Annotated in this window: 26 protein-coding genes and 1 other RNA gene; 13 read left to right on the forward strand and 14 right to left on the reverse strand. The window is 57.3% G+C overall.

Translation table 11 applies throughout. The features are described 5' to 3' along the window. Positions 1–77: 77 nt before the first annotated feature. Positions 78–398 (reverse strand): DUF1476 domain-containing protein, encoded by a 321-nt coding sequence (locus AC2TDJ_RS04265; protein WP_480839559.1) that lies wholly within the window; start codon positions 396–398, stop codon positions 78–80. A 187-nt stretch (positions 399–585) separates the two neighbouring features. Between AC2TDJ_RS04265 and purC the strand changes: the two genes are divergently transcribed. The 8 genes from purC to AC2TDJ_RS04305 all read left to right on the forward strand — a co-directional run bounded on the left by purC (position 586) and on the right by AC2TDJ_RS04305 (position 10,763). Beyond that, positions 586–1,341, forward strand: a complete 756-nt coding sequence (gene purC / locus AC2TDJ_RS04270; RefSeq protein ID WP_480839561.1) for a phosphoribosylaminoimidazolesuccinocarboxamide synthase — start codon at positions 586–588, stop codon at positions 1,339–1,341. A gap of 151 nt (positions 1,342–1,492) precedes the next feature. Continuing rightward, positions 1,493–2,161: a MarC family protein gene (locus AC2TDJ_RS04275; RefSeq protein WP_480839563.1), complete on the forward strand. Its 669-nt coding sequence runs from the start codon at positions 1,493–1,495 to the stop codon at positions 2,159–2,161. A 121-nt stretch (positions 2,162–2,282) separates the two neighbouring features. Next, on the forward strand, positions 2,283–2,513 hold the full coding sequence (gene purS, locus AC2TDJ_RS04280) for a phosphoribosylformylglycinamidine synthase subunit PurS (RefSeq protein WP_480839565.1): 231 nt from the start codon (positions 2,283–2,285) through the stop codon (positions 2,511–2,513). Positions 2,514–2,517: 4 nt separating this feature from the next. Further along, positions 2,518–3,561, forward strand: a complete 1,044-nt coding sequence (locus tag AC2TDJ_RS04285; RefSeq protein ID WP_480839567.1) for a zinc-dependent alcohol dehydrogenase family protein — start codon at positions 2,518–2,520, stop codon at positions 3,559–3,561. Between the two features lie 11 nt (positions 3,562–3,572). Next, entirely contained in the window at positions 3,573–4,241 is a 669-nt protein-coding gene (purQ, locus tag AC2TDJ_RS04290; RefSeq protein WP_480839569.1) for a phosphoribosylformylglycinamidine synthase subunit PurQ, read from the forward strand. 36 nt (positions 4,242–4,277) lie between these two features. Beyond that, complete coding sequence (locus tag AC2TDJ_RS04295; protein WP_480839571.1) at positions 4,278–6,056, forward strand: sensor histidine kinase; 1,779 nt, start codon at positions 4,278–4,280, stop codon at positions 6,054–6,056. 12 nt (positions 6,057–6,068) lie between these two features. Next, positions 6,069–7,403, forward strand: a complete 1,335-nt coding sequence (locus AC2TDJ_RS04300; RefSeq protein ID WP_480839573.1) for a sigma-54-dependent transcriptional regulator — start codon at positions 6,069–6,071, stop codon at positions 7,401–7,403. A 510-nt stretch (positions 7,404–7,913) separates the two neighbouring features. Continuing rightward, entirely contained in the window at positions 7,914–10,763 is a 2,850-nt protein-coding gene (locus AC2TDJ_RS04305; RefSeq protein WP_480840224.1) for an Rne/Rng family ribonuclease, read from the forward strand. 50 nt (positions 10,764–10,813) lie between these two features. Here the strand turns inward: AC2TDJ_RS04305 and AC2TDJ_RS04310 are convergent, their stop codons facing one another. Further along, positions 10,814–11,044, reverse strand: a complete 231-nt coding sequence (locus AC2TDJ_RS04310; RefSeq protein WP_480839575.1) for a sulfurtransferase TusA family protein — start codon at positions 11,042–11,044, stop codon at positions 10,814–10,816. 106 nt (positions 11,045–11,150) lie between these two features. Here AC2TDJ_RS04310 and AC2TDJ_RS04315 point away from each other — a divergent pair, with 106 nt between their 5' ends. From AC2TDJ_RS04315 to AC2TDJ_RS04330, 4 genes are all read left to right on the forward strand, one after another. Beyond that, complete coding sequence (locus AC2TDJ_RS04315) at positions 11,151–11,903, forward strand: cytochrome c biogenesis CcdA family protein (protein ID WP_480839577.1); 753 nt, start codon at positions 11,151–11,153, stop codon at positions 11,901–11,903. A gap of 88 nt (positions 11,904–11,991) precedes the next feature. After that, a complete protein-coding gene (locus tag AC2TDJ_RS04320; protein WP_480839579.1) occupies positions 11,992–13,200 on the forward strand; it encodes a hypothetical protein in 1,209 nt (402 codons plus the stop codon). Then, positions 13,197–14,546 (forward strand): cytochrome P450, encoded by a 1,350-nt coding sequence (locus AC2TDJ_RS04325; RefSeq protein ID WP_480839581.1) that lies wholly within the window; start codon positions 13,197–13,199, stop codon positions 14,544–14,546. Before AC2TDJ_RS04320 ends, AC2TDJ_RS04325 begins: the two co-directional genes overlap by 4 nt. 73 nt (positions 14,547–14,619) lie before the next feature. Further along, entirely contained in the window at positions 14,620–15,501 is an 882-nt protein-coding gene (locus AC2TDJ_RS04330) for a fructose bisphosphate aldolase (protein ID WP_480839583.1), read from the forward strand. 3 nt (positions 15,502–15,504) lie between these two features. Here the strand turns inward: AC2TDJ_RS04330 and AC2TDJ_RS04335 are convergent, their stop codons facing one another. From AC2TDJ_RS04335 to fumC, 4 genes are read right to left on the reverse strand one after another with little or no spacing between them, the layout of a single operon-like run. Beyond that, positions 15,505–16,107: a DNA-3-methyladenine glycosylase I gene (locus AC2TDJ_RS04335; protein WP_480839585.1), complete on the reverse strand. Its 603-nt coding sequence runs from the start codon at positions 16,105–16,107 to the stop codon at positions 15,505–15,507. Positions 16,108–16,165: 58 nt separating this feature from the next. Beyond that, positions 16,166–16,387: a ribbon-helix-helix domain-containing protein gene (locus AC2TDJ_RS04340; RefSeq protein ID WP_480839587.1), complete on the reverse strand. Its 222-nt coding sequence runs from the start codon at positions 16,385–16,387 to the stop codon at positions 16,166–16,168. Continuing rightward, complete coding sequence (locus tag AC2TDJ_RS04345; protein WP_480839589.1) at positions 16,384–16,560, reverse strand: DUF4169 family protein; 177 nt, start codon at positions 16,558–16,560, stop codon at positions 16,384–16,386. The genes AC2TDJ_RS04340 and AC2TDJ_RS04345 overlap by 4 nt, the downstream gene beginning before the upstream one ends. After that, positions 16,560–17,954, reverse strand: coding sequence for a class II fumarate hydratase (fumC, locus tag AC2TDJ_RS04350; RefSeq protein WP_480839591.1), 1,395 nt, complete (start codon positions 17,952–17,954; stop codon positions 16,560–16,562). Before fumC ends, AC2TDJ_RS04345 begins: the two co-directional genes overlap by 1 nt. A gap of 204 nt (positions 17,955–18,158) precedes the next feature. Here fumC and AC2TDJ_RS04355 point away from each other — a divergent pair, with 204 nt between their 5' ends. Beyond that, positions 18,159–18,722 (forward strand): hypothetical protein, encoded by a 564-nt coding sequence (locus tag AC2TDJ_RS04355; protein WP_480839593.1) that lies wholly within the window; start codon positions 18,159–18,161, stop codon positions 18,720–18,722. A 28-nt stretch (positions 18,723–18,750) separates the two neighbouring features. On the opposite strand, the gene AC2TDJ_RS04360 is transcribed toward AC2TDJ_RS04355, so the two are convergent. The 8 genes from AC2TDJ_RS04360 to AC2TDJ_RS04395 all read right to left on the reverse strand — a co-directional run bounded on the left by AC2TDJ_RS04360 (position 18,751) and on the right by AC2TDJ_RS04395 (position 24,892). After that, positions 18,751–19,218, reverse strand: a complete 468-nt coding sequence (locus AC2TDJ_RS04360) for an SspB family protein (RefSeq protein ID WP_480839595.1) — start codon at positions 19,216–19,218, stop codon at positions 18,751–18,753. Positions 19,219–19,294: 76 nt separating this feature from the next. Further along, positions 19,295–20,545 carry a chromate efflux transporter gene (gene chrA / locus AC2TDJ_RS04365; RefSeq protein ID WP_480839597.1) on the reverse strand — a complete coding sequence of 417 codons (1,251 nt, stop codon included), beginning with the start codon at positions 20,543–20,545 and terminating at the stop codon, positions 19,295–19,297. Further along, positions 20,542–21,357, reverse strand: coding sequence for a chromate resistance protein ChrB domain-containing protein (locus AC2TDJ_RS04370; protein WP_480839599.1), 816 nt, complete (start codon positions 21,355–21,357; stop codon positions 20,542–20,544). The genes chrA and AC2TDJ_RS04370 overlap by 4 nt, the downstream gene beginning before the upstream one ends. 132 nt (positions 21,358–21,489) lie before the next feature. Continuing rightward, positions 21,490–21,921, reverse strand: coding sequence for an ester cyclase (locus AC2TDJ_RS04375; protein WP_480839601.1), 432 nt, complete (start codon positions 21,919–21,921; stop codon positions 21,490–21,492). Positions 21,922–22,019: 98 nt separating this feature from the next. Beyond that, positions 22,020–22,367, reverse strand: a transfer-messenger RNA (tmRNA) gene (gene ssrA, locus AC2TDJ_RS04380). A gap of 36 nt (positions 22,368–22,403) precedes the next feature. Then, a complete protein-coding gene (locus AC2TDJ_RS04385; RefSeq protein WP_480839603.1) occupies positions 22,404–22,766 on the reverse strand; it encodes a DUF4345 family protein in 363 nt (120 codons plus the stop codon). A 61-nt stretch (positions 22,767–22,827) separates the two neighbouring features. Further along, positions 22,828–23,478: a hypothetical protein gene (locus tag AC2TDJ_RS04390; protein ID WP_480839605.1), complete on the reverse strand. Its 651-nt coding sequence runs from the start codon at positions 23,476–23,478 to the stop codon at positions 22,828–22,830. Between the two features lie 13 nt (positions 23,479–23,491). Next, positions 23,492–24,892: a selenium-binding protein SBP56-related protein gene (locus AC2TDJ_RS04395; RefSeq protein ID WP_480839607.1), complete on the reverse strand. Its 1,401-nt coding sequence runs from the start codon at positions 24,890–24,892 to the stop codon at positions 23,492–23,494. Between the last annotated feature and the right edge of the window lie 71 nt (positions 24,893–24,963).

Here is a 24,963-nt window from a genome sequence, read left to right on the forward strand (position 1 = left end):
CGCTCCGTGTCCCACGACCGGAGCGTCAAATCAAACTCATAATTCTCATGAAGATCATGAGACTTGCGGCACGCGCCTCAGATTTCGGCCTCTGACATGACCTGCTCTTTTGCTTCAACCAGCAATTCTGCCATTTTTTCGCGAATTTTCGCTTCGTCAGCCAAGTCGCCAAGATAACCTTTCACCGCTTCCACAACGTCGTCTTCGCTGACATTCTGCAGGTCGGTGTGTACCAGTTCCTGACCATATGCCCGGGCTTGTTCCACAGTCTCGCCCTTCAGTGTCGAGGCCCACACGGCCATAAACCGGTTGCGGCGCATCCGGGCGATGAACTGCATCTTTTCGTCATGCGCGAACTTGTTTTCAAACGCGGCTTCACGTTCGTCAAATGTGGTCATTGGTTGGGGACCTCTTGGGTTTCATCTTCTTTCCTCATGATATGACTATACGGGCGCGCGGGCGCAAGGTATTTGCGCTGCGTCAAACCCTCTCGGGCCGCCAAACTTGCGGGTTGGCGGGCCTTGCACTATGAGGGCGCCAACGCGAAGGGACTCATTCCCTCGCCACGGACTGGAAAGGTCGCTCATGTCGCGTCGCAAGAAAATCTACGAAGGCAAGGCCAAGATTCTGTATGAAGGTCCCGAACCGGGTACAATCGTTCAGTATTTCAAGGATGACGCCACCGCGTTCAACGCCGAGAAAAAGGACGTCATCGACGGCAAGGGCGTGCTGAACAACCGTCTCAGCGAGTTCTTCATGACAGGTCTGACCCAGATCGGCGTTCCGAACCACTTTATCCGCCGTCTTAACATGCGCGAGCAACTGGTCCGCAATTGCGAGATCGTACCGCTGGAAATCATCGTTCGTAATTACGCGGCCGGTTCGATGTCGAAACGTCTGGGCATCGCCGAGGGCACGCAGCTGCCGCGCCCGATTGTGGAATACTGCTACAAGGATGACGCTCTCGGTGATCCGCTGGTCACTGAAGAACACATCGCGGCATTTGGCTGGGCCAGCCAGCAGGACATGGATGACATTCTCAGCCTGGCGCTTCGCGTGAACGATTTCATGAGTGGTGTGATGCTGGCCGTTGGCATTCGGCTGGTCGATTTCAAAATCGAGATTGGTCGCGTTTTCGAGGGCGACTATCAGCGCCTGATCGTCGCCGATGAGATCAGCCCCGACAGCTGCCGTCTTTGGGACATCGAGACCGGGCAGAAACTGGACAAAGACGTGTTCCGCCGGGATTTGGGTAACCTGACGGATGCCTATTCGGAAGTTGCCCGGCGCCTCGGCGTTTTGCCGAAAAGCAACGTGACCAAGCCGACGCTGATCAACTGATCAGAACGTGTTTGCTAAACTGTTCTGAAGTGCTGCGTCGATGGATGCAGCACTTTTTTGCATTCCGTTTAAGTGTTTGACAGTTTTAACCGTCATGCAGCATGCTCGGCGCTGATATCTGACCCGGTTTGCCAACAAGGTGATATTCGGTATGGGCGAATTATTCGATCACGCAGTTTTCCTGAAATTTCTCGCTGCTGTGCTGGCCATATTCAATCCGCTCTACAACATTCCGATCTTTCTCAGTATGACCCACCACTGCTCGAAGCGGGAACGGCGTCGTGTTGCCCTAATCGTGATGGTTTCGGTGACCGTGATTGCCTTGATCGCCGTTTTGATTGGTGAAGAAGTGCTGGCGATTTTCGGTATCGATGTGCCCTCGTTCCGGATTGCAGGTGGTATCATTATTTTCGGAATCGGCATGGCAATGCTGAACGCCGAGGATCGCCCCCCGGGGGATCAGGCCGCCTTGGCGGACGGGCAGGAGCGCAAGCTGAACTTTGCGGTGGTTCCGTTGGCCATTCCGCTTACCATCGGTCCGGGGACCATCGCGATTACGATTGTCTTCTCGCATCAGTTGTCGGACGGCGCGGAGATCGTGACACTGGGCTCGGCTGTCTTGATTGCCTGCGCGATTGTCGGATTGGGGTTGTTGTTCGCGGATCAGATTTCGCGGTTGCTGGGCGATACAATGATCAATGTTCTGACCAGGATCATGGCCATTCTGCTGGTGGCGGTTGCTGTCGAGATGGTGCTGACCGGAACATTCAATGCCATCGACAAACACTATCCGGGGCTGTCCTCGACGATCGGTGGGTAGAGGGACCTCCTGCGGTCATCCGTCCTGCCGAAGAAGGGTTGTCCAATGATCGCAAGCAGGGTATCCCGCGCGCAACGTAAAAAGGCCCTGGTCGTCGGGTCTGCAGGTTGGAGTTGCGAATATGAAAGCACGGGTGCATGTGATGCTCAAGAACGGGGTTCTGGACCCGCAGGGTGAAGCCGTTCGTCACGCGTTGGGCGCCATGGGCTTCGATCAGGTGGAGGGCGTCCGTCAGGGCAAGGTCATCGATCTGGAACTGGCCGAAGGCTCGACCGAGGCCGACGTGACAGCAATGTGCGAGAAGCTGTTGGCCAACACGGTCATCGAACGTTACGAAATCGAACTGGTCTGAATTGATGCGCGCAGCACGTCTGGTCGGGTATCGTCAGCCGCTCGAGGTGCCGACTGTTCCCGATCCCGAACCCACCGAGGACGGCGTTGTCGTCCGGGTTCTGGCGTGCGGTGTGTGCCGGTCGGACTGGCACGCGTGGTCGGGTTCGGACCCGGATGTCAATCTGCCCATAACCCCCGGACACGAATATTGTGGCGAGGTGGTCGCGGCTGGCAAACAGGTGAAACGCTGGCGAGTCGGGGACCGGGTGATCGCACCGTTCATTCTGGCCTGCGGGCGATGCCCGGACTGTGCGCAGGGCCATCAAACCACCTGTGCTGACCAGATCGTGCCGGGTTTCACCTGCGACGGTGCCTTTGCCGAGTTCATTTCCGTTGCCCACGCGGATGCAAACCTAACGGCGCTGCCGGACAATCTTGCCCCCGAGGTTGCTGCGGCACTGGGATGCCGGGTGACCACAGCCTGGCAAGCTCTGGTTGGCCGGGCACAGTTGCAGGGCGGGGAATGGCTTGCCGTCTTTGGCGGTGGCGGCGTTGGCATCTCGACCCTTCTGCTGGGCAAGGCTCTGGGCGCGCGCGTAGTCGTGGTCGATATTGTTGATGACAAGCTGGCCTATGCCAAAAACCTTGGTGCCGATGCGGTGATCAACGCGGCCACCTGCGACGCGCCGCAAGCTGTCAGGGATTTGACTGGCGGTGGTGCGCATGTGGCAATCGAAGCCCTCGGCATCGAGGCCACCACGGTGTCCGCCATGCGGTCCTTGCGCAAAATGGGCCGTATGGTGCAGATCGGTATGCCCGCGGGCGACCATGCCGCAATGTCACTGCCGATGGATCTTCTGTATTCCGGGCAGCTTTCCGTTTATGGAACGCGCGGTATGCCCAGTTGGCGCTATCCGTCGCTGTTGTCACTGATTGCAGGCGGCGGTGTGGAGCTGAGCCCACTGGTGACCCGCAAAATAACACTGAACCAGGTAAGCGATGAGCTTGCCGCCTTTGACAATCCGGCGCCTCCGGGCGTCGCGGTCGTCACCGACTTTATCTCGTAGGAGGGTCCGCCATGCGCGCAGCCGTCATCGTTTTCCCCGGGTCCAACTGTGACCGAGACCTCGCAGTCGCCTTTGAACAGGCTGGATTTCAGGTCGATATGGTCTGGCACAAGGACGCCGCGCTGCCCGAGGGGATCGACATCGTGGGTGTGCCCGGTGGGTTTTCCTATGGCGATTATCTGCGCTGCGGGGCGATTGCGGCGCAGTCTCCTATTTGCAGGGCGGTGGCGAAACACACCGAGCGCGGGGGATATGCGGTTGGCATTTGCAACGGTTTTCAGGTTTTGACCGAGACCGGAATTCTGCCCGGCGCGTTGCTGCGAAATGCCGGTCTGAAGTACATCTGCCGCACCGTGGGGCTGCGGGTGGAAACCAGCGACAGCGCTTTCACGGAAGGTTACAATGCAGGCGATGTCATCGGCATCCCGATCGCGCATCATGACGGCAACTACTTTGCAGATGATGAAACGCTTGCCGAACTGAAGGGCGAAGACCGGATCGCGTTCACCTACGCCGAAAACCCGAACGGTTCGCGCGACGATATTGCTGGAATTCTATCTCACAACCGGCGCGTGTTGGGGATGATGCCTCACCCCGAACGTGCGGCGGATTCGGGCCACGGAGGCACCGACGGGACGGCGCTCTTCCGCGCATTGGCGGGCGTGCTGGCGCCAGTGTGACTTGAGGTCATCGGCTCGGGCGCGTAGCGTCTTGGCATGAATTCGGAAGTTCAACCAGACCGGCCCGGGTTTTTCGCCCGGTTCCGCGCCGCGCCGCTGGGGTGGCCGCTGCGTCTGACCATCATATTGTTGCTGGTTGCGACAGTGGCAACAGTGTGGATCACGAACAGCCTTCTGACCAGCCGCTTTACAGAGTCGACACGCAACCGGGCCGAGGTGCGGCTCGCCCTGTACTCCGGCAATTTGCTGAGCGAACTGCGCCGAAACGCGATTGTGCCGCAGCTGCTTGCGCGCGATCCGACGCTGATTTCAGCGTTGCAATCCAGTGACTTCTCGCTTTCGACGCAGCGGTTGATTTCCTTTGTGGAAGAAATCGGCGCCGCCTCACTGGTGTTGCTGGATCGGGACGGCCGCACTGTGGCTGCAACGGATCGCAATCGTCTGGGCGAGGGGCATCGAAGCAGCCCGTACTTCATTGACGCGATCCGATCGAATGCGACCATCTTTTCCGTCATTCCGCGCGAGTCCGGTGGTTACAGTTTTGTCTATTCCAGACGCATCGAGGGTGGCTCGGACATTCTCGGTGTCATTGTTGTCGAAGTTGATCTTCAGAAGTTCGAACGTGCATGGGCTGGGATCTCGGATGCCGTGATGGTGACCGACAGCACCGGGACCATCATTCTGGCGACCGAACCGCAATGGCGTGGTCTGGACGAGCAGGCCGCGATGCTGCGTCAGCCACCGGACGGTGCCATCCAGCGCGCCATTCGGGCCACGACCGACTGGACGGCGTTGCCGCCTGATGCCTACCTGCAAGGCGAGGCGGTGATGCGGATGGAAACACGCATACCGTTTCGTGGATGGCAAATGACGTCATTCACGACCTATTCCTCGATTCGGGAGAAAGTGAACAGCGTTCTGGCGCTCGAGATCATGGGCTTTGCGATTCTTCTGGCGCTGGCCTTCTATGCGCTAAGCCGCCGCGCCACGTTGCGGATGACATTGTTCCAACGAGAGTCGGCGGAGCTTCGCGCATTGAACGCGAGGTTGCAGCGGGAAATTGCTGAGCGGGAACGGGTTGAAAAGACGCTGGAAGTTGCCGAGCAAACGCTTGCGCAGAGCTCGAAACTGGCGGCGTTGGGAGAGATGTCGGCAGCGGTAAGTCACGAGCTGAACCAACCGCTGGCGGCAATGAAAACCTATCTGGCCGGTGCCCGATTGCTGCTGCGTCGGGAACGTTCGGAAGAGGCTCTGGCCAGCTTTGGCCGTATTGACGGGCTGATCGAACGGATGGGCGCGATCACGCGGCAACTCAAGTCCTATGCGCGCAAGGGGGCGGATGCGTTTTCCCCTGTAAACCTTGGCGAAGCGTTGGCGTCGGCGGTATCTATGATGGAGCCGCAATTGCGACAGCGCCATGTGAAGATCACGCAAATTCTGCCCGAGGAGCCCGTCGTGGTGATGGGGGATCGGATGCGGATCGAACAGGTTATGGTAAACCTCTTGCGAAACGCGTTGGATGCCACCAAATCAGTGGCAGAGCCGGATGTCGAGATCATCCTGGCAGCGGGCGACTCGGCCGTGTTGACCGTGCGCGACAACGGTCACGGAATCGAGGACATCGAGAACCTGTTCGAGCCGTTCTATACTACCAAGCAGCCAGGCGACGGTGTCGGTCTGGGGCTTGCCATCTCGTCCGGGATCGTGAACGACCACGGTGGACGGCTGACCGCGCGAAACGCCCAACACGGCGGCGCGGTGTTCGAGATGCAACTGCCGATACTGGGAAGCGACGGCCTTGAGGCCGCGGAATAACGAGGAATGAATATGGCACAGGCCATGAAAATTGCCATTGTGGATGACGAACAGGACATGCGCCAGTCGATCAGCCAGTGGCTGGCGCTGTCTGGATATGACACGGAAACCTTTGCCAGTGCCGAGGATGCACTGAAGGTTCTGGGGCCGGACTATCCGGGGATCGTGATCTCGGACATCAAGATGCCGGGGATGGACGGCATTCAGTTGCTGAAGAAGCTGATGGGGGCGGACAGCACCCTGCCCGTCATCATGATCACAGGTCATGGCGACGTGCCGATGGCGGTCGAGGCAATGCGCGTCGGAGCCTTTGATTTTCTGGAAAAGCCCTTCAATCCGGACCGCATGTCGGAGCTGGCCAAACGGGCCAGCAACGTGCGCCGCCTGACACTGGACAATCGCGCCCTGCGTCGCGAGCTGTCTGGCGGCACCCAAATCATGAACAAACTGATCGGGGCCAGCCCGGTTATGGAGCGCCTGCGCGAGGACATACTGGATCTTGGGCAGGCGGACGGTCACGTGCTGATCGATGGGGAGACGGGCACCGGCAAGACCCTCGTTGCGCATGCGTTGCACGCCGTCGGCAGCCGGGCGGGCAAGAAATTCGTATTGGTTTCTTGTGCCGCGCTGGAAGAGGACGCACTGTCCAAACGGCTATTCGGCCCGATGATGCCCGAAGACACGCAGCTACCTGCCATCGAGGAAGCGCGCGGCGGAACGCTGGTACTGGAGGATGTCGAGGCACTCAGCGACACCTTGCAGGCCCGTCTGCTGAGCGTGATGAACGAGCAAGGTACGCCCGCTGAAACCCGTATCGTTGCAATTTCCAACCTGCAGGAAGCCGGCAAGACCAGCGAAGACGTGCTGCGACCGGATTTGTTCTACCGACTGGCAGCTCTGCGCATCACCATGCCGCCACTGCGCCAGCGCGGTGAGGATATTCTGACGCTGTTCACCCGCCTGAGCGAGCAGTTTGCCGAGGAATATGGCTGCGATTCCCCTCAGGTCAGCGCACAGGAAGCCGCACAGTTGCTGCAAGCCCCGTGGCCGGGGAATGTACGCCAACTGATCAACATTGCTGAACGCGCCGTGCTGCAGTCGCGTCGCGGGTCGGGCACAATCGCCTCGCTTCTGATGTCGGATCACGAAGAGATGCAGCCGGTGATGACAACTGAAGGTAAACCTCTGAAAGAATACGTAGAGGCGTTCGAGCGGATGTTGATCGACAACACCATGCGACGGCACAAGGGCTCGATTGCTTCAGTGATGGATGAGTTGTGCCTGCCACGCCGGACGCTGAACGAGAAAATGGCCAAATACGGGCTGCAGCGGTCGGATTATTTGTAACGTGCGGAGGGGGCCAGCCCCCTCTTGGCCTTTCAGGCCAATTCACCCCCGGGATATTTATGGCCAGATGAAGTGATCCCGGGTGCCGTTGCACCGCGCAATGCAGTTTGCCCATTGTCTTTTCCACAGGACTGCTTTTATTGTGGCTCAACGGGCCGGGCAAAATTAAGCCTGCAAGTCCCGTCTTTTTGAGTTTCGCTGCTGTGCTGCTGCTGAGGATCAATCCCACGCTGCGCGGCAGGCCGATTGTGCCCCACACGCGGGGCAGCAGAGCGCCTGAGCCCGGAAATTCCGGGCGAAAGGATATAATGGGCAGGCAGCGGCCAACCGCGCCTGTCGGAGAAGAACCGCGATGACGCGCGCGCAACGATTGAGAGACCGGGCAGGGGGCCACAGCGCCAGACCCTGCCGCGCGCCGTCCGATATCGCCCTGACAAGACACCACCCCAAATGCGCCTGTCCGCCAGGACGGGTAAGGACAACGCGTTTGGCGCGGTGCACCAAGGACACATGGCTAAGAAAATGCTTATCGATGCCACCCACGCGGAGGAAACCCGCGTCGTGGTGGTCGACGGAAACAAGGTTGAGGAATTTGACTTTGAATCCGAAAACAAACGCCAGCTTGCTGGCAACATCTATCTGGCAAAAGTAACTCGGGTCGAGCCGTCTCTGCAGGCGGCGTTTGTGGATTACGGCGGGAACCGGCATGGGTTCCTTGCGTTTTCGGAGATCCATCCGGACTATTATCAGATCCCCGTTGCCGACCGTGAAGCGTTGATGGAGGAAGAGCGCGCCTATGCCGAGGCCTTGAAGGCACGGGATGAGGCCGAGGACTCCAAGCCGAAAAAGCGCCGCTCGCGTTCGCGCAGTAAGGCCGAGGACGTCAAGACCGACGACCCGGTTGAAACGATGGACGTTTCGACCGAACCGAATGGTATGGAAACCATCGATCTGGATGAAGGTGACGAGGCTGATGTCCCCGTGCCGGAAGGCACGTCGCCCATGGAAATGGTGGCCGAGACACCGGTGGAAGAACCGGTTGATGAAGCGGTCGCACAACCTGCAGAGGTCGAGGCGGAAGCTGCGGAATCTGCGTCTGACGAACAGGCGGAGACAGATGCCGAAGCGGGCACAGAGCTGCCCGACAACGAAAACGCAGTTGCTTCTGACGAGGTGGATTCGGACGTTTCGGATGTTGAACCGGCTGACGAAAAACCAGAGGCTGAAACTGACTCGGATGCGGAACAGGACGATCCCAATGATAATGGCGACGTAAAAGAAGAAGCCAAGGCCACGGACGCTGCATCCAAGGATGACACAATCGAGTCCGTCGCTGAGGAAGACGATAGCGAAGACATTCGTCCTCCGCGCAAGCCGCGCCCGCGTCGGTACAAAATTCAGGAAGTCATCAAGGTTCGTCAGGTTCTGCTGGTGCAGGTCGTCAAGGAAGAACGCGGCAACAAGGGTGCCGCCCTGACCACGTATCTGTCGCTGGCTGGTCGCTACTGCGTTCTGATGCCGAACACCGCCCGCGGTGGCGGGATCAGCCGCAAGATTACCAATGCGGCTGACCGCAAGAAACTGAAAGAGATCGCGTCTGAAATCGATGTCCCGACTGGCGCCGGGCTGATCGTGCGCACCGCAGGCGCAAAACGAACCAAATCCGAGATCAAGCGCGACTATGAGTATTTGCAGCGTTTGTGGGAGCAAATCCGGGAACTGACCCTGCAATCCATTGCGCCGGCAAAAATCTACGAAGAAGGCGACCTGATCAAACGGTCGATCCGCGATCTTTATAATCGCGATATCGATGAGGTTCTGGTCGAAGGCGAAGGCGGTTACCGCATTGCCAAGGACTTCATGAAAATGATCATGCCGTCCCACGCCAAGAACGTGAAACGGTACGAGGACGCGCTGCCTTTGTTCGCGCGCTATCAGGTCGAAAGCTATCTGGCCGGGATGTTCAACCCGACCGTTCAGCTTAAGTCCGGTGGCTACATCGTGATCGGGGTGACCGAAGCGCTTGTGGCAATCGACGTGAACTCGGGTCGGGCGACCAAGGAAGGCTCGATCGAGGAAACCGCGCTGAAGACCAACCTGGAGGCCGCCGAGGAAGTGGCGCGTCAGCTGCGTCTTCGGGACCTCGCCGGTTTGATCGTGATCGATTTCATCGATATGGACGAGCGCAAGAACAACTCGGCCGTTGAAAAGCGCCTGAAAGACAAGCTGAAGACCGACCGCGCACGCATTCAGGTCGGTCGGATTTCCGGTTTTGGCCTGCTCGAAATGAGCCGCCAGCGTCTGCGCCCCGGCATGATCGAGGCCACGACGCAGCCGTGTCCGGCATGTCACGGTACCGGTTTGATTCGGTCGGACGACAATATGGCGTTGTCGATCCTGCGTCAGATCGAAGAGGAGGGCACCCGTCGCCGTTCGCGCGAGGTGCTGGTGCGTTGCCCTGTCGGCATCGCCAACTTTCTGATGAACCAGAAGCGTGAACATATTGCCCAGATCGAAGGCCGTTACGGTCTTTCGGTTCGGATCGAAGGAGATGTGCATCTGGTCAGTCCCGATTTCTCGATGGAGAAATTCAAGACGGCCAGCCGGATCGTGCCTGAGGCGTCTGCGCCTGTCGTGTCCGTGGACGCGTCGCTGATGGATCTGGTGGATTCTTCGGATGAGGAAGAGGAAGAAACCGTTCAACCCGAAGAGGAATCCAAACCCAAGCGCAAACGCCGTCGTCGCCGCCGCAAAAAGACCTCTGGCAATGCAGATGCGCCCGAATCCGCTGATGGCGAGGGCGTAGAAGCGTCGGAGGGCGGTGAGGCGGTAGTTGCCGAAGATGATGTGACTGCGCCCGAAAGCGACGAAACCGTGGAGACGGCTGAAGACGCTGAGAAGGCGGCGAAGCCCAAGAAGCGCCGTGCGCCTCGTCGCCGCAAAAAGGCTGCTGAGGACGCAGTCGAGAGTGAGCCCACTGTAGAGGATACTCCGGCGGTAAACGCGGCTGACACGGATGCTGAGGCGGAAGCGCCGGTCGAGGTGGCTCAGTCACCCGAGGCTGATGCAGGTACATCGGAGGCCGAAGAACCGGCACCAGAAGCCGTTTCTGAAGTTGACCCTGAAGTGCAAGACCAGGAAACTGCGGTGGAGATCGAGGCCGAAGTGGTCGAAGAAGCGGTTGATGCGCCATCAGAGCCGGAGGTGGCAGAGGCCGCCGAAGAAGACGAAATCGCTGAGCCAGCCCCTGAGGCGCCTGAAGCCGAGACAGTCGAACCGGTTCTGGAATCCGTCGCGGAGGAATCTGAGCCTGCACCGTCCAAGCCGAAACGGCGCGGCTGGTGGTCGATCGGTCAATAAGACAGGGCGGGCCTTTGTGTCCGCCTTTTTCTTTGCGGCGGCTTTGCGCTCTATGATTTCCGGATGACGTAAACCTGGTGGTTGTCTTCAGATTCCTGCGCGATCAGGGTGTGACCCGTTTCGGCACAGAAATGCGGAACGTCTATGATGGCCGCCGGATCATCGGCCAGCACTCGAAGGACCGCCCCTGATGGCAAGGATTTCAGCCGCTTTCGGGCTTTCAGGACTGGCAGGGGGCACAAAAGGCCCAATGCATCCAGTGTTTCGGTTACTTCGGTCATGAGAACCGGGATATGTCCAACTTGCGATACTGTCCAGCAGGCAACCACGAGGATGTGACCGAATGGCCCCGTGACGCGGCGCGTGTGATAACATATGTGCTGAGACATGTTCGGAATTGATATCATCGACGCAGGGCTATTGCCCGCCATGTTCATCGCCATGCTGGGCGGTTTGATCAGCTTTCTGTCGCCCTGCGTATTGCCCATCGTACCGCCTTATCTGGCGTATATGAGCGGCGTCACGATCAATGAAATGCAGGATCAGGCGAGGGCACGACGCAAGGCGACGCTGTCCGCATTGTTCTTCGTATTGGGGCTGTCGACTGTGTTTCTTCTGCTAGGTTTCACGGCATCGGCATTTGGGGCATTTGTGCTGCAGAATCAGGTGCTGTTTGCCAAGATATCCGGCGCAGTCGTCATCGTGTTTGGCCTGCATTTTCTGAATGTCTTCCGCATTCCGTTGCTGGATCGCGAGGCGCGGGTCGAAACAGGAGATTCCGGAGGCTCTGTCTTTGGGGCCTATATTCTGGGCCTGGCCTTCGCCTTTGGTTGGACTCCCTGCATCGGCCCGCAACTGGGCGCAATCCTTTCGCTTGCAGCGTCTGAGGCATCGGTCGCGCGCGGCACGCTATTGCTGGGGGTCTATGCGGCAGGTCTCGGCATTCCGTTCCTGCTGGCGGCGATGTTCCTGAACCGCTCGATGGCGGTGATGAACCGGATTAAACCCCACATGGGCACGATCGAAAAGGTGATGGGCGGCCTGCTGTTATTTGTTGGCATCATGCTGATTACCGGATTGTTTACCGAGTTCAGCTGGTGGCTGCTTGAAACATTCCCGGCATTGGCAACTTTGGGTTAACCCTCTGAGCTTTTAGCCGAACGTATTGTCGACAAGGTCTTACCTTGGTCCGCACGCTGCGCTAATCTGCGCGGCAAAGGGCAAGGGCATGAGCAGTCAATCTCCGCAACACGTGGTGCGCCGCCGTCGGGTATTCTACATCCCCGGTTATGACCCGATTCACCCCCGCCGTTATCGTGAATTGTATCGGAAGGAGGGGCAGGACCAGGCCGAGATTTCTGGATATGAGATTGCGGTCTGCGCCAAGTCCGGCGACGGCCCCTACGGTTGGCACGTTACATCAGTTCAGGACGGGGTGACGGTGCAGGCGGATATTGAGGTGCTGGTCTGGTCGGATATCGTCCGCGACAGCATGGCCCGTTCGATCCCGGCGACCTACTGGCAACTGGCCCAGACAGCGTGGATCTATATTTCAACCGGTACGCTTTGGCGCCTGATGCAATTGCGCAAGGGGCCGGTCATCGCTGCGCTATACCCGGTCGGTATGCTGCTGTTGCAACTTGCTGTGGCGTTGTTGGCGGCCTGGGGGATAGCCGCAGTCCTTGTTTCGACTATCGGGGCAGTTGCATGGTTACCGGCAGTGGTTCTGGCCTATGCCGTGATGCGTTGGTTTCGGCGGATCGACAACCGGCTGTTCGCCTATTATCTGATGCATGACTACGCGCATTCGGCACGGCTTCGCGGTGAGGTTGCGCCGGACCTGCAGTCACGGTTGGACCAGTTCACAATCCTGATCGAACAGGCCATGAAGACGGATGTAGATGAGGTTCTGATCGTAGGCCACAGTTCCGGCGCGCATCTGGGTGTTATGGTGCTAGCCGACCTGATGCGCCGTCGGAACGGGGCGGGTCCGGTTTTGTCTTTTCTGACTTTGGGGCAGGTGGTGCCTATGGTCTCGTTCCTGCCCAATGCGAACCAACTGCGCACAGATTTGCGGTTTCTTTCCACGTGTTCGCACTTGTCATGGGTGGATGTGTCAGCACCCGGTGATGGATGCGCTTTTGCATTGTGCGATCCCGTAGCGGTTAGCGGCGTGGCCGGGTCCGACAAGCGTTGGCCTCTGGTTCTTTCTGCCGCGTTTACGAAAACCCTGACAGCAGAGCGCTGGCGCGCCTTGCGTTGGCGGTTTTTCAGATTGCATTTTCAGTACCTCTGCGCTTTCGACAATCCCGGAGATTATGATTACTTCCGCATCACCGCCGGGCCTGTGACGTTACGGCAGAGGTTTGCCAACCGTGCGCCTTCGGCGTCGCGGATCGAGCGTCCGGTTTCGAAATACACGTCGGTGCGCCTGTGAGACCGCCAAAACCTCAGGCCCGCCCGGATCAGGTATCGCTCTGGCGCTATCTGAGGTTGTTTCGTCAGGACATGCTGTCAGCGCAGCCTCAACGCCTGTATTGCGCGTGGATGGCCGAATTTCGGACCCCATTCTTTCGATCCTACATGATCAATCAACCTGACCTGATTGACACGGTTCTCAAGAAAAGGCCGGATGACTTTCCTAAATCCGGCCGGATCAGCGAAGGGTTGCGGCCATTGCTGGGAAATTCTGTGTTCCTGACCAATGGCGATACCTGGAAAGGTCAACGCCGGATCATCGATCCGGCATTCGAAGGCGGTCGATTGAAGGACACGTTTCCCGCCATGCTGGCTGCCGCGCAGGCCTGCGTGAACCGGTTGCAGTCACGGGCCGGAACTGCCGTGGAATGCGAAGAGATCACCAGCCATGTCGCTGCAGATGTGATCTTTCGGACCCTGTTCTCGGTTCCCATCGAGCATGAGACCGCGGCAGAGGTTTTCGAGAAGTTCCGCGCCTATCAAAGGGCGCAGCCGCTGTTGAACCTTGCAGCTTTTGTTCCCTTGCCGCGTTGGATGCCCCGGTTCCATTCTCGCCGGACCCGCAGAAATGCTGGCGAAATAAGAACACTCATTGCCCGTCTGACCGCAGAGCGCGCGGCACAGATCGCCGCCGGATGCGCACCTGATGACCTGGCAACCAAGATCATGACGACACCGGATCCGCAAACCGGACGCTGTTTCGAAACCAGCGAGATGGTGGATCAGGTCGCGATTTTCTTTCTGGCGGGCCATGAAACCAGCGCTTCGGCGCTGGCATGGGCTCTTTACCTGCTCGCAAGCTACCCGGACTGGCAGGAGAAAGTGGCCGAGGAGGCCAGGGCGCTGGACGATCCATCCTTCTCGGTGATGTCCAAACTCCGTCTCAGCCGGGACGTATTTCGCGAGGCGTTGCGGCTGTATCCACCGGTCCCCATGATGGTGCGCGAGGCAACCTGTCCGGAACACTTCCGCGGTCGCAATATCGCTAAAGGATCGCAAATCGTTCTCAGCCCGTGGCATTTGCACCGACATGAGCGTCTCTGGGATATGCCGGATGAATTCGACCCGACCCGCTGGAACACCGAAAACGGGAAGGCATGTCAGCGAAATGCCTTTATCCCGTTCTCGGCCGGACCGCGTGTGTGTACCGGCGCGGGGTTCGCGATGGTTGAGGGGCCGTTGATCCTGTCCATGCTGCTGCGACACTACCGTCTGGAAACAATCGAGGGGGAAACACCGGTTCCGGTTGCACATCTGACGGTCAGGTCCAAAGAAGGCATCCGCCTGCGTCTGGTTCAGCGCTAACAACCTACCATTGTCCACCCCCTTGCTGTATGCGGTTGAAAAAAGCGGAATCAATATTGAACGGGAAAGAGTTATGTCCAAGGCAGAACAGCGCGCGCAAATGACCGAAGGTGCGGGATTCATTGCAGCACTGGATCAAAGTGGCGGTTCAACGCCCAAGGCGCTGGCGCTGTATGGCGTCCAAGCGTCGGATTACAGCTCGGACGAAGAGATGTTCGGCGAAATCCAGAAAATGCGCGCGCGGATCATCCTGGCCGACGATTTCACCAAGAAAAAAGTGATCGGCGCCATCCTGTTCGAACGCACATTGGGCGAAGATATCGATGGTCGCAAAGTGGCGGATTACCTGTGGTCGGTCAAAGGCATCGTACCTTTTCTTAAGATCGACAAAGGTTTGGAGGACACTGCCAACGGTGTTCAGATGATGAAGCCGATCCCTGGCTTGGCCGATACTCTTGCGAAGGCCAACGGTGTCTTCGGTACCAAGGAACGATCTGTAATTCACGAGGCGAATGCCGAAGGTATCGCGGCCGTTGTTGCACAACAGTTTGACGTTGCCCGTGTCGTAACCGACGCCGGCATGGTCCCGATCGTCGAGCCCGAGGTGAACATTCACTCGGAGACCAAAGCCCAGGCCGAAGACATCCTGAAATCTGAGTTGCTAAAAAACCTCGACCAACTGGACGAGGGGCAGGAGGTTATGCTGAAGCTGACCCTTCCCAGTCAGGCGAACTTGTACGACGAGGTCGCCGATCATCCGCGCGTGGTGCGTGTTGTGGCTCTGTCTGGAGGCTATTCCACGGATGAGGCCTGCGATCTTTTGGGTCAGAACGGCAAGATGATCGCATCCTTTTCGCGTGCATTGACAGAAGGGTTGTCGAAACAGCAATCCGATGCGGAGTTCAATTCCGCTCTGGGCAGCAATATCGATAAGATTTTTCGCGCCTCGGTCTGAGATTCAGCCGGGTTTCGTGAAAGAGCGGCGCAATTGCGCCGCTTTTTTTCGACCAATGCATCCCTCGGCGTGGTCGTTGATCAGCCCCATGGCCTGCATGAATGCAAATATCGTCGTTGGGCCAACAAATTTCCAACCACGTTTCTTAAGGTCCTTTGACATCGCCACCGACTCGGGTGAGGTCGACGCCGCTTGCGGAGCTGCCGATGTTTGGGGTTCATAATTCCAAACAAAAGCTGCCAGAGATCCCTCTGCCGCGATCAGCTCCTGCACGCGGCAGGCGTTATTGATCACTGCCTCGATTTTCCCCCGATGACGAATGATGCCCTTGTTTTGCAAAAGACGGTCGACATCCGCTTCGGAAAAGTCGGCCATCGCGTTGAAATCAAATCCACAAAAGGCATGTCGGAAGTTCTCGCGTTTATTGAGTATTGTGCGCCAGCTCAAACCGGACTGAAAGCTTTCCAGGCACAGTTTTTCAAACAATCGCTGATCGTCGGCAACCGGATAGCCCCATTCATTGTCGTGGTAGTCGAAGAATTCGGGCGCCGACTGACACCATGAGCAACGTGGTTGACCGTCAGGACCTGGTATTGTCTGGCTCATTGTGTACCCTTTTTGTTCTCTGCAACACTATCCAAACCTATGTGGGGCTGGCAAGGAGTCAGTTTTGATCGCGATACCAGTTCAAAACAAACACGCGAATGGCAGAGGCAAGCCCGGTCTCGGGATCGCGCGAAACATCAATTTCAGACGCCAAAACGTTAATTGGAAGCATTTTTTCACGTGCTATATCGCGGAATGCCTGCCAGAACTCATCCTCCAGTGATACCGAAGTTCGGTGTCCTTTGAGGGTCAGGGAGCGCTTGATGGGTCGGCCGCTCATTCCTCGACCTCGTGGTTGTCCAGGTCACGTTGTTGTTTTTCCTGACGAAGCCGCAGGGCTTCTTTCTCGGATTTCGAACGTCCGAATTTCACGGCGTTCTGATCCGCACGGGCCTTTTTCTCGGCCCGTGCCTTCGCCTTGCGATACCGGTTCAGGCTAACCGGTTTGCCCATCAGCTTTTGGGGCCGATCATGTGCTCGGGGCGAACGACGGCGTCAAAGGTCTCTTCATCCACAAAACCCAACGCAATTGCCTCCTCCTTGAGAGTTGTGCCGTTCTTATGCGCGGTTTTGGCGACCTTGGTGGCGTTGTCGTACCCAATGGTCGGTGCCAGAGCGGTCACTAGCATTAAGGATTCCTTCATCAGCTTGTCGATGCGCGGCTCATTAGCTTTGATGCCCAGCAGCATCCGCTCGGTAAAGCTGTCGGTGGCGTCGCCCAGCAGTTGGATCGATTGCAGCAGGTTATATGCCATCATCGGATTGTAGACGTTCAGTTGGAAATGGCCCTGCGATCCGGCGAATTTGATCGCGGCGTCATTACCCATCACATGGGCTGCGACCTGCGTCAGAGCCTCGGCCTGCGTCGGGTTCACCTTACCAGGCATGATTGACGAACCGGGTTCGTTTTCCGGCAGGATCAACTCGCCCAGGCCAGAACGAGGACCGGATCCCAATAGCCTGATATCGTTCGCTATTTTGTAGCAGGAACCTGCAATGGTCGCCAGTGCGCCGGACAGGAAGACCATTGCATCATGGGCCGCGAGGGCTTCGAATTTGTTGGGTGCGGTGACAAACGGCAGGCCGGTAATCTCAGCCATGTTTGCTGCAACGGCTTCATCCCAACCGTGATGGGTGTTCAGGCCGGTGCCTACCGCAGTACCGCCTTGCGCTAGCTCGTAAATTCCCGGCATCGAAGCCTCGACCCGCGCAATGCCCTGACGAATCTGATGCGCATAGCCGCCGAACTCCTGCTCCAGCGTCAGAGGGGTCGCATCTTGGGTATGCGTGCGGCCAATCTTTATGATGCCTTCAAATTCCTCGGCTTTCTGTTCCAGTGCCGAAGCAAATTTCTCCAATCCCGGCAACAGGACGTCCCGCACACTCATCGCGGTGGCGATATGCATGGCGGTCGGGAACGTGTCGTTCGACGACTGCCCCATGTTGCAGTGATCGTTCGGGTGCACCGGATCCTTCGAGCCGATCTCGCCACCCAGAATTTCGATGGCGCGGTTTGCAATCACCTCGTTCGAGTTCATGTTCGACTGAGTGCCGGACCCGGTTTGCCACACGACCAGAGGGAAGTTGTCGTCGAATTTGCCCTCGATGACCTCACCTGCGGCCTGAATGATCGCATCGGCGATCTTGCCGTCCAGTTTACCGATGGCCTTGTTTTCCATGGCACAGGCTTTTTTGATCACGCCCAGCGCGCGAATGATCGCCACGGGCTGTTTTTCCCAGCCAATCGGAAAGTTCATGATCGAACGCTGAGTTTGTGCGCCCCAATACTTGTCGGCAGGGACCTCAAGAGGGCCAAAACTGTCGGATTCGGTGCGGGTCTGAGACATCTGTCACTCCGTCTGGTATGCAGTTGTATGCCGTTTAGCCTCAGCTGTGACGCGACGCAATCGGCCAGTTGCGCGCACCATAAACTTATGTGTCTCAGAGGTATAGACAGCGTGTTGGCGCAAATAATTGACGTTAGCGAAAACAGTGCCATTGTGCCTGATCGGGCTAAAGTTAATATACATGTAACCGCGACGGAGGTTGTCATGCGCGCATCACTTACCGGTAGACCGATGCACTTCATCTTTGGTGCGCTGGCAGCTTCTATCTGGCTTGCTGCGCTGACCTTGCAGGCTGTTGCTGCCGATATCGACGCCTTCGTTGGCGACTATGTCGGTTCGGCCAACGTTGTGGATGCAGACGGAACCGAAACTCCACGAGATATGAGTGTGTCGATTCACAAAACCAAGGGTGGTTTCAACGTCAGTTGGACAACGACGACGTACAAGCTGGACGGGCGCGTCAAGGAAGAGAAGTTCTCGGTGGATTTTCAGGCCTCCGCACGGCCAGATGTATTTTCGGCCGCGATGAAACGCAACGTATTTGGGCACGAGGTTCCCTTGGACCCGATGAAAGGCGAGCCATTTGTCTGGGGGCGGATCGAGGGCGAAACCCTAACTGTTTTTTCCCTGTTTATCGATGAAAACGGCGGGTACGAATTGCAGCAATACGACCGTACACTGGCCGAGGGCGGATTGGATCTGTCTTTTTCCCGGTTCCGAAACGGTATGAAATCGCGCTCGGTCGAGACATTCTTGGAAAAAGAGTAAACCCCGCTCAGGGCGGCGTTTGATGGGACTACTTGCGGAAACTGTCCAGTGACACGACGTCGGCGTCGTGGTGGGGCTCGGCCTCTTCAACTTCGACGACTTCGACCGTTTCTTCGGGAATGTGCTCGATCTCGTCCTCGTCCTCGGGGCTTTCAAAGCGCAGGCCGAATTCGACGGACGGATCCACAAAAGTCTTGATTGCCAGATACGGAATATACAATGGCTCGGGCGCGTCGCCGAAGTTCAGTGTGATCGAGAAACCGTCGTCACCAACCTCGAGGTTTTCGAACCAATGTTGCATGACGATTGTCATTTCCTCGGGGTACCGCTGACGCAGCCAATCCGCCAGTTCGACGCCGTCCTGTCTGGTGTCGAAGGTGATAAAGAAATGGTGGGCGCCGGGCAGGCCATCTTTCGACACACCAGTCAGAACGGTCTTGATCAGACCGCGCATCGCTGTGTGCATCAAATTCCCGTAGTCGATGTCTTGCGACATTGTTAATCCTCGAAAGTGGTTAATCTCAGCATAAGGGATTCCAACGGAAACGAAAGGCCGGGATGAGGGGTATTGGTCACAAAACCTGCGTAAACATGCCGGCCAGCATCATCGTCGTCAGCGTCGCTGCTAAACCGGATTTCAGGCGGAAAATCAACAGTCCGGCGGCAATTGTCAAAGCTAGGGCAGGGAAGTCCAATGTAGATAGATCGGGCAGGGGCAGTGATACCGGCCCCCAGGCCCAACTGGAGACCTGTTTGAAAAGCACGTTGAGCCCGAACCACACCGAAAGGTTGAGAATCACGCCCACGACCGCCGCCGTGATTCCCCGCAGGGCGGAACTCAGGCGGGGGCGGGATGCGATTCTGTCCAAGTATGGCGCAGCGAGGAAAATCCACAGGAAACAGGGCACAAATGTTGCCCAAAGTGCGACCAGCCCAGCAGCCAGTGCGAGGGCAGGACCACCGGCGAGTTGTCCGCTGAGCATTGCCACGAACTGGGTTACCAGAATGAGGGGCCCGGGTGTGGTTTCCGCCAATCCCAAGGCGTCGATCATCTGATCGGTGCTGATCCAATGATAGGTTTCAACCACGGTTTGCGTCATGTAGGCAAGAACAGCGTAGGCACCGCCGAAGGTGACCACGGCGAGTTTGGCGAAGAACCATCCGAGATCGCTCAGCAGCTCTTGCCCGCCCAGATCCAGAGCAATCAATGGGGCCAGCCATAGGGTCAGCCAGAGGGCTGCAGTTCTGCCCGGTCGTGCCAAAGCGGGGGATGGAGCGTTGGCCGCAACCGCTTGTTCTTGAGATGTCGCAAATCCCCAAGCCGCGGCGATCAGAATGATCAGCGGAAAGGGCAGGTTCAGTGCAAATATGGCCAGAAACGCCAATCCGGCGATCACACGGGGCTCGGTCCCAACCAGTGCTTTACGGGACAGGTTGAGCAATGCCTGAACCACGATCACGATTACCGTGGCTTTAACGCCCAAGAAAGCCGCCTGAACCAGCGGAAGGTCTCCGTAAGCTGCGTAAAGACCCACCAGAATGGCGATTACCAAGGCTCCGGGCAGCACGAACAAACCGCCGGCAATCAACCCTCCGACAACGCCGCGCAGACGCCATCCGGCATAGGTTGCCAATTGCATCGCCTCGGGTCCCGGCAGCAACATGCAGAGTGACAGCGCCCGTAAATACGTCTGTTCATCCAGCCATGTCCTGCGTTCTACCAATTCCTGATGCATCAATGAGATCTGCGCCGCAGGTCCACCAAAAGACAGCAGGCCGATGCGGCCGAAGACTTTGAACAATTCCTGCGCAGACGGACTCATGATCCATGGCCCACTGGCCAGTCGTGGCTTTCCTCGAAACCATCACGCGCCCAACGAAAAAGCGCGTCATACAGATGCATTCCTGCCTCCAGTTGCGCATGATCGTCGCGATATTGGCGTGACAGCCCGACGGAAATGGCCAGCAACCCGGCGGCCTCGGGCGCAAGTTGGTGACGATTGGTGTCTGCGGCGCGAATAACAGTCGCCATCCGACCCAATGCGGGAGATCGTAGCCCAAATTCTTCGAGCATTGTGTCAAAGGTGCAGGCCTCGCCACGATGACTCCAGAACGACTCTTCGGTATCGAACGGGGTTGCTCCGAAGTGCTCAACAACGCCCGATATTTCTGCTGGTGCAACAAAGAGGAATCGCGCGTGCGGGTCGACAAATCTGCGGATCAGCCAGGGACAGGCAACCCGGTCGATTTTCGGGCGGTGTCGTGTGACCCATAATGTGCCGCCATTCACCGCGGGGGGCACAGTAGTCATGAGTATGAGTGGCGCGTCCGGCTGATCGGACCAGGCGTGAATGCCGCCTTCCAGGTATTCCGCCTGGTGCCCCAGACTGCGAAGCCAGGAAACGACGCCCTGGCTGAGCTTTTTGCCTTTCTGGCAAACTATCACGCAGGGGTTCTCATCAATCAGTTCGCGGATACCGTCAATATCGTTGCGTGGCAGACGTATTGAACAGGGAATGACCCTTGGGTCTTCGTCAAAGTCGGGATCGGTGCGGATATCGACCAGCACAGGCGCGTGCGGTGTGCCTATCAACCGGGCCAGTTGTCGGGTGGTAATTGCATTTGGGGCAGCCATAGCATGTTTCCTCCGTCAATTCGGATACATGCGAAACTTGGGCTGCCGCCTCACGGGGTGTTCGCAAGCTGACCCCTTGCGTTCCTGCTAGCGTGGAAGAGTGCAGTGGGTCAAGATTGCACTGAGACCGCGTCAGGCCCAATCCAGCCGCTGCCCGGTCATGCAGACCGGCAGAGTATCCTGCGGGAACTGCCCCAACTGCTCGAAGAGAGATATGAAATCAAACTGATTATACGCCTCGACCATCTTGTCGCCCTTGAAACGCGCCATGACCTGACCCGTAACCTCAAGCGGGGCGCCATTGTCAGCCCGAAATGTGCGGACGTGCAGAATGCCCGACACCCAGTCGCCGTTTTCGATAACTTTAGGCAATTCCACAGAAATATCGCCCAGCACGTGCCGGAACGCCATCACAAGATCGCGAAAATCATCCGCGCCGACCTGCATTTCCGGAATCAGACCTTCTGCCATCGTGTCGGGGGCAAAAAACTGATCAATCGCATCCGTGTTTCCCTTTTCCCAGACCTCGGAATACCACGCGCGCAACCTATCGGATTTCGTCATCTCTGTTCTCCTGTCAGTCTGCAGGAAGATGGCGCAGAGAAATGAACAAACTCTGAATTTCAGGTGAGATGTCAGAAATATGCAGACATATTGGGGAAAATGCAGGTTTCTGTTGCCAGGTACCTGCGGACCCCGCCTTACGCGGCTAGGCGAAAGGGCTTAAGTTTCGGTCTTGTTACTGCTTACGCAGCAACTGCAACCGGAGCACGATTGTCGTTTGCAATTGTACTAGTTTCGCCGATAACGGTGGCAGACAGCCGAGACAAAGCTAACCCCTTTAGACGTTCGTCGATCCTGTTTCGGCCCCATGATCCCCAAACGAAGGATGGTTGGTGGAGCCGCCGGGTACCGCCCCCGGGTCCGATCCGCTTATTACGAGCGCGTTTATGTCCATAGTCCCGAAGGACATTCCCTATATAGGCGAGCGGGAGGTCAGATGCAAATCCAGAGTGTAGTGAAATGATCGTATTCAAATCAGGGCTTTATGCTGACTTGTTCATGTTTGCGAGAATCAGCCAGGCCGCCAGAACCAATTCGATTCCACCAAAAATCAATGCTTTGCTCAGCGGCGGGTTATCCAAGGCGATGGACACAAATCTTCCCAGTGCGGCACCCGCATAGACAACGCCCAGCATCATGTAAGCCATTGGATTGTTCAGCCACAAGACTGCAAGGCCCGTGACGACAAACAACCCTCCAACCGATGCACGCATCTCGCTTAGCCCCATGGTGCTGTTGGTTGGGGTCAAGTCCAGCGAGGCAGCGGTCCACGCCGGGGCAAGGAACCCAAATAGGCCAAATCCAATCGTCAATATTGCGGCTATCACGTTAAGTGTTGCTATCATGAAAACCTGTCCTCGCGTTCCGTCCGGCTAAGCTAGCGCATTGTTGTCTGAGGAAAAGCGTCTAAAGAGCTGACCACAGTCCTAAAACTCCGACCAATATCAAACTCAGGGCCCAAACCAATTCGAGATTGAACCAAGTCCTGGACAGAAACTGCAATCCCAGCCAGCGGTAAACCGCAAAGGCCAGAAAACCGCCACCGACTATCATTGCCGCGGTATGAATGGCAGCGACAGCAAGCACCAAAAAACCGTTCGTCGTCATGATCTGCGACACTGCACGATGACCCGCATCCAGTTCATCCAGTCCGCACAGTCCCAGATAGATCGGAACCAGCATCAGCGCCGCCCCGTGTGCCAGTGCCACAAGGAAAGACCACAGGGCGAGCTTGCTGGGAGGAACCCGAGAGAGCATCCGGGGATGGCGTCGGGTCATGGCAATATAAATGCCCATCGCGATGACGATCAGCGCTGCGCCAATTCGGATTTCGCGCTGGTATTCCACAAGCGCAGCCATCATGGCAAAGGGCAGTAAAACCCCAAGCATGGCGATGAAATGACCGCTGGCCAAAGCTGCCAGCGCACGCCAGAGCGCGGACTGTTTCTGCTCCATTAACGCTGCAGACACGGCCAACGGCCATCCCATTCCGGGATTCAGGCCGTGATAGACGCCACTCAGAACAACGGCCAGCCAGAGGCCGGCCGTTGATGTCATCAAGATTTCCAACTCAGACGGAGGGGTAGCAGAAGCTGTCCGTCGAACAGTCGCCGCCCTCTAGCCGGATTTGGTGGCTGCGATACCCTTTTGGGAAATCGACCCAGAATTTCGGATCCAGCGTCAGCCCTCCGTCATCACCCACATCGGCTTTGACCATGGCCGCGCCGCGATCACCGGGGTAGAACTGATCGTCCCACGTGGAATAGAGCGAATTGGTCCAGTACACGCGTTTACCGTCCCGGCTGATTTCCACCATCTGCGGGCCGTAACCAAAGTCCTTGCCGTTTGGATGTTTGGTCTTTTTCACGATACCGCCGATTTCGACCACACCGGTCAGCTTGGGATTCATCGGGTCCGACACATCATACTGGTGCATCTCGCCGGTTCCCCAGCAGGAAACATAAAGATACTTGTCATCCAGGCTGAGATCGATATCGGTGACCAGAGGTGGAACGGCCGAGAAGCCTTTGAGCAGATCAGGCAAGTCGTCCGGATCAGCCGGTTGCGGGTCAATCGTGATCGTCTTTTTGGCTTCGAAAGTGCCATCATCATTGCGCCACCAAGTAAAGATCGCGCCCTGCAGGTTGGTCGTATCCACAACGACGCCGCAGAATCCGTGCTGTTTTACAGGGTCGTGCGCAGGACGGATCTCCAGTGCCATCTGATGGTTTTCCCCCAGATCGATGGTCTGAATATTGGAGCGGCTGCGCAGGTTCCAGAAGTGGATGCGATGACCGTACTTATTGGACAGCAAATCCTCGGCCACGATTCCGTTTTCGAATTGCGGCGGAAGCGCCCATTCCGAACTGACCATGTAATCGCGCGGCAGGTTCCACCAGAAATCATAATGCTTGTCCTGTACTCCACGTTCGATCTCGTACCGGCCTATGATTTCGAAGCTCTCGCAATCCATGATGAAAATTCCCGGCGGGCCATCGGTGCCATCCTTGCCACCGCCGCCGAGAGTGCTCACATAGATTCCTTCGGGGCCGCAATGAATGGTATGGGGGCGGGAATATCCTGTCTTTGCAAAGACTTCCTCGGGTTCGATAATCTTGTGCAGCTTGGCTTCCAGTGGGTTTTTGACGTCGACGACATAAATCCGGCTGGACCGTATGCCCGGAATGATCAGGTAACGACGCTCCAGAAAGGTATGACCGCTGAGCGGCGACAGGGACGATGAACAGGCGTTCCAGCCGAAGTGGTGAAACTCGTCACCTTTCTCCGGCATGATCACCTGATGGACGATTTTGCCGTAATCGTCCGATGTCGGATCGACGTTAACAACTGCCAATCCGTCCGGTTGAGAAAAGTCTGGGCTTAGCATCAGCGTGAAGGCCAGTGTTTCGGTCGGGCCCTCCATTGCCAGTTTTGCTGATGGGTAAAAGGTTGGGTCCGGTCTTTGGTTCATAACGTCCTCCCGTAAGTAATTGATATTCAATTCGTATTGAGAGTTCCGATCTTGTTGCCGGATGCTATGCT

It is taken from the genome of Ruegeria sp. HKCCD6647-2 (genome assembly GCF_057221075.1).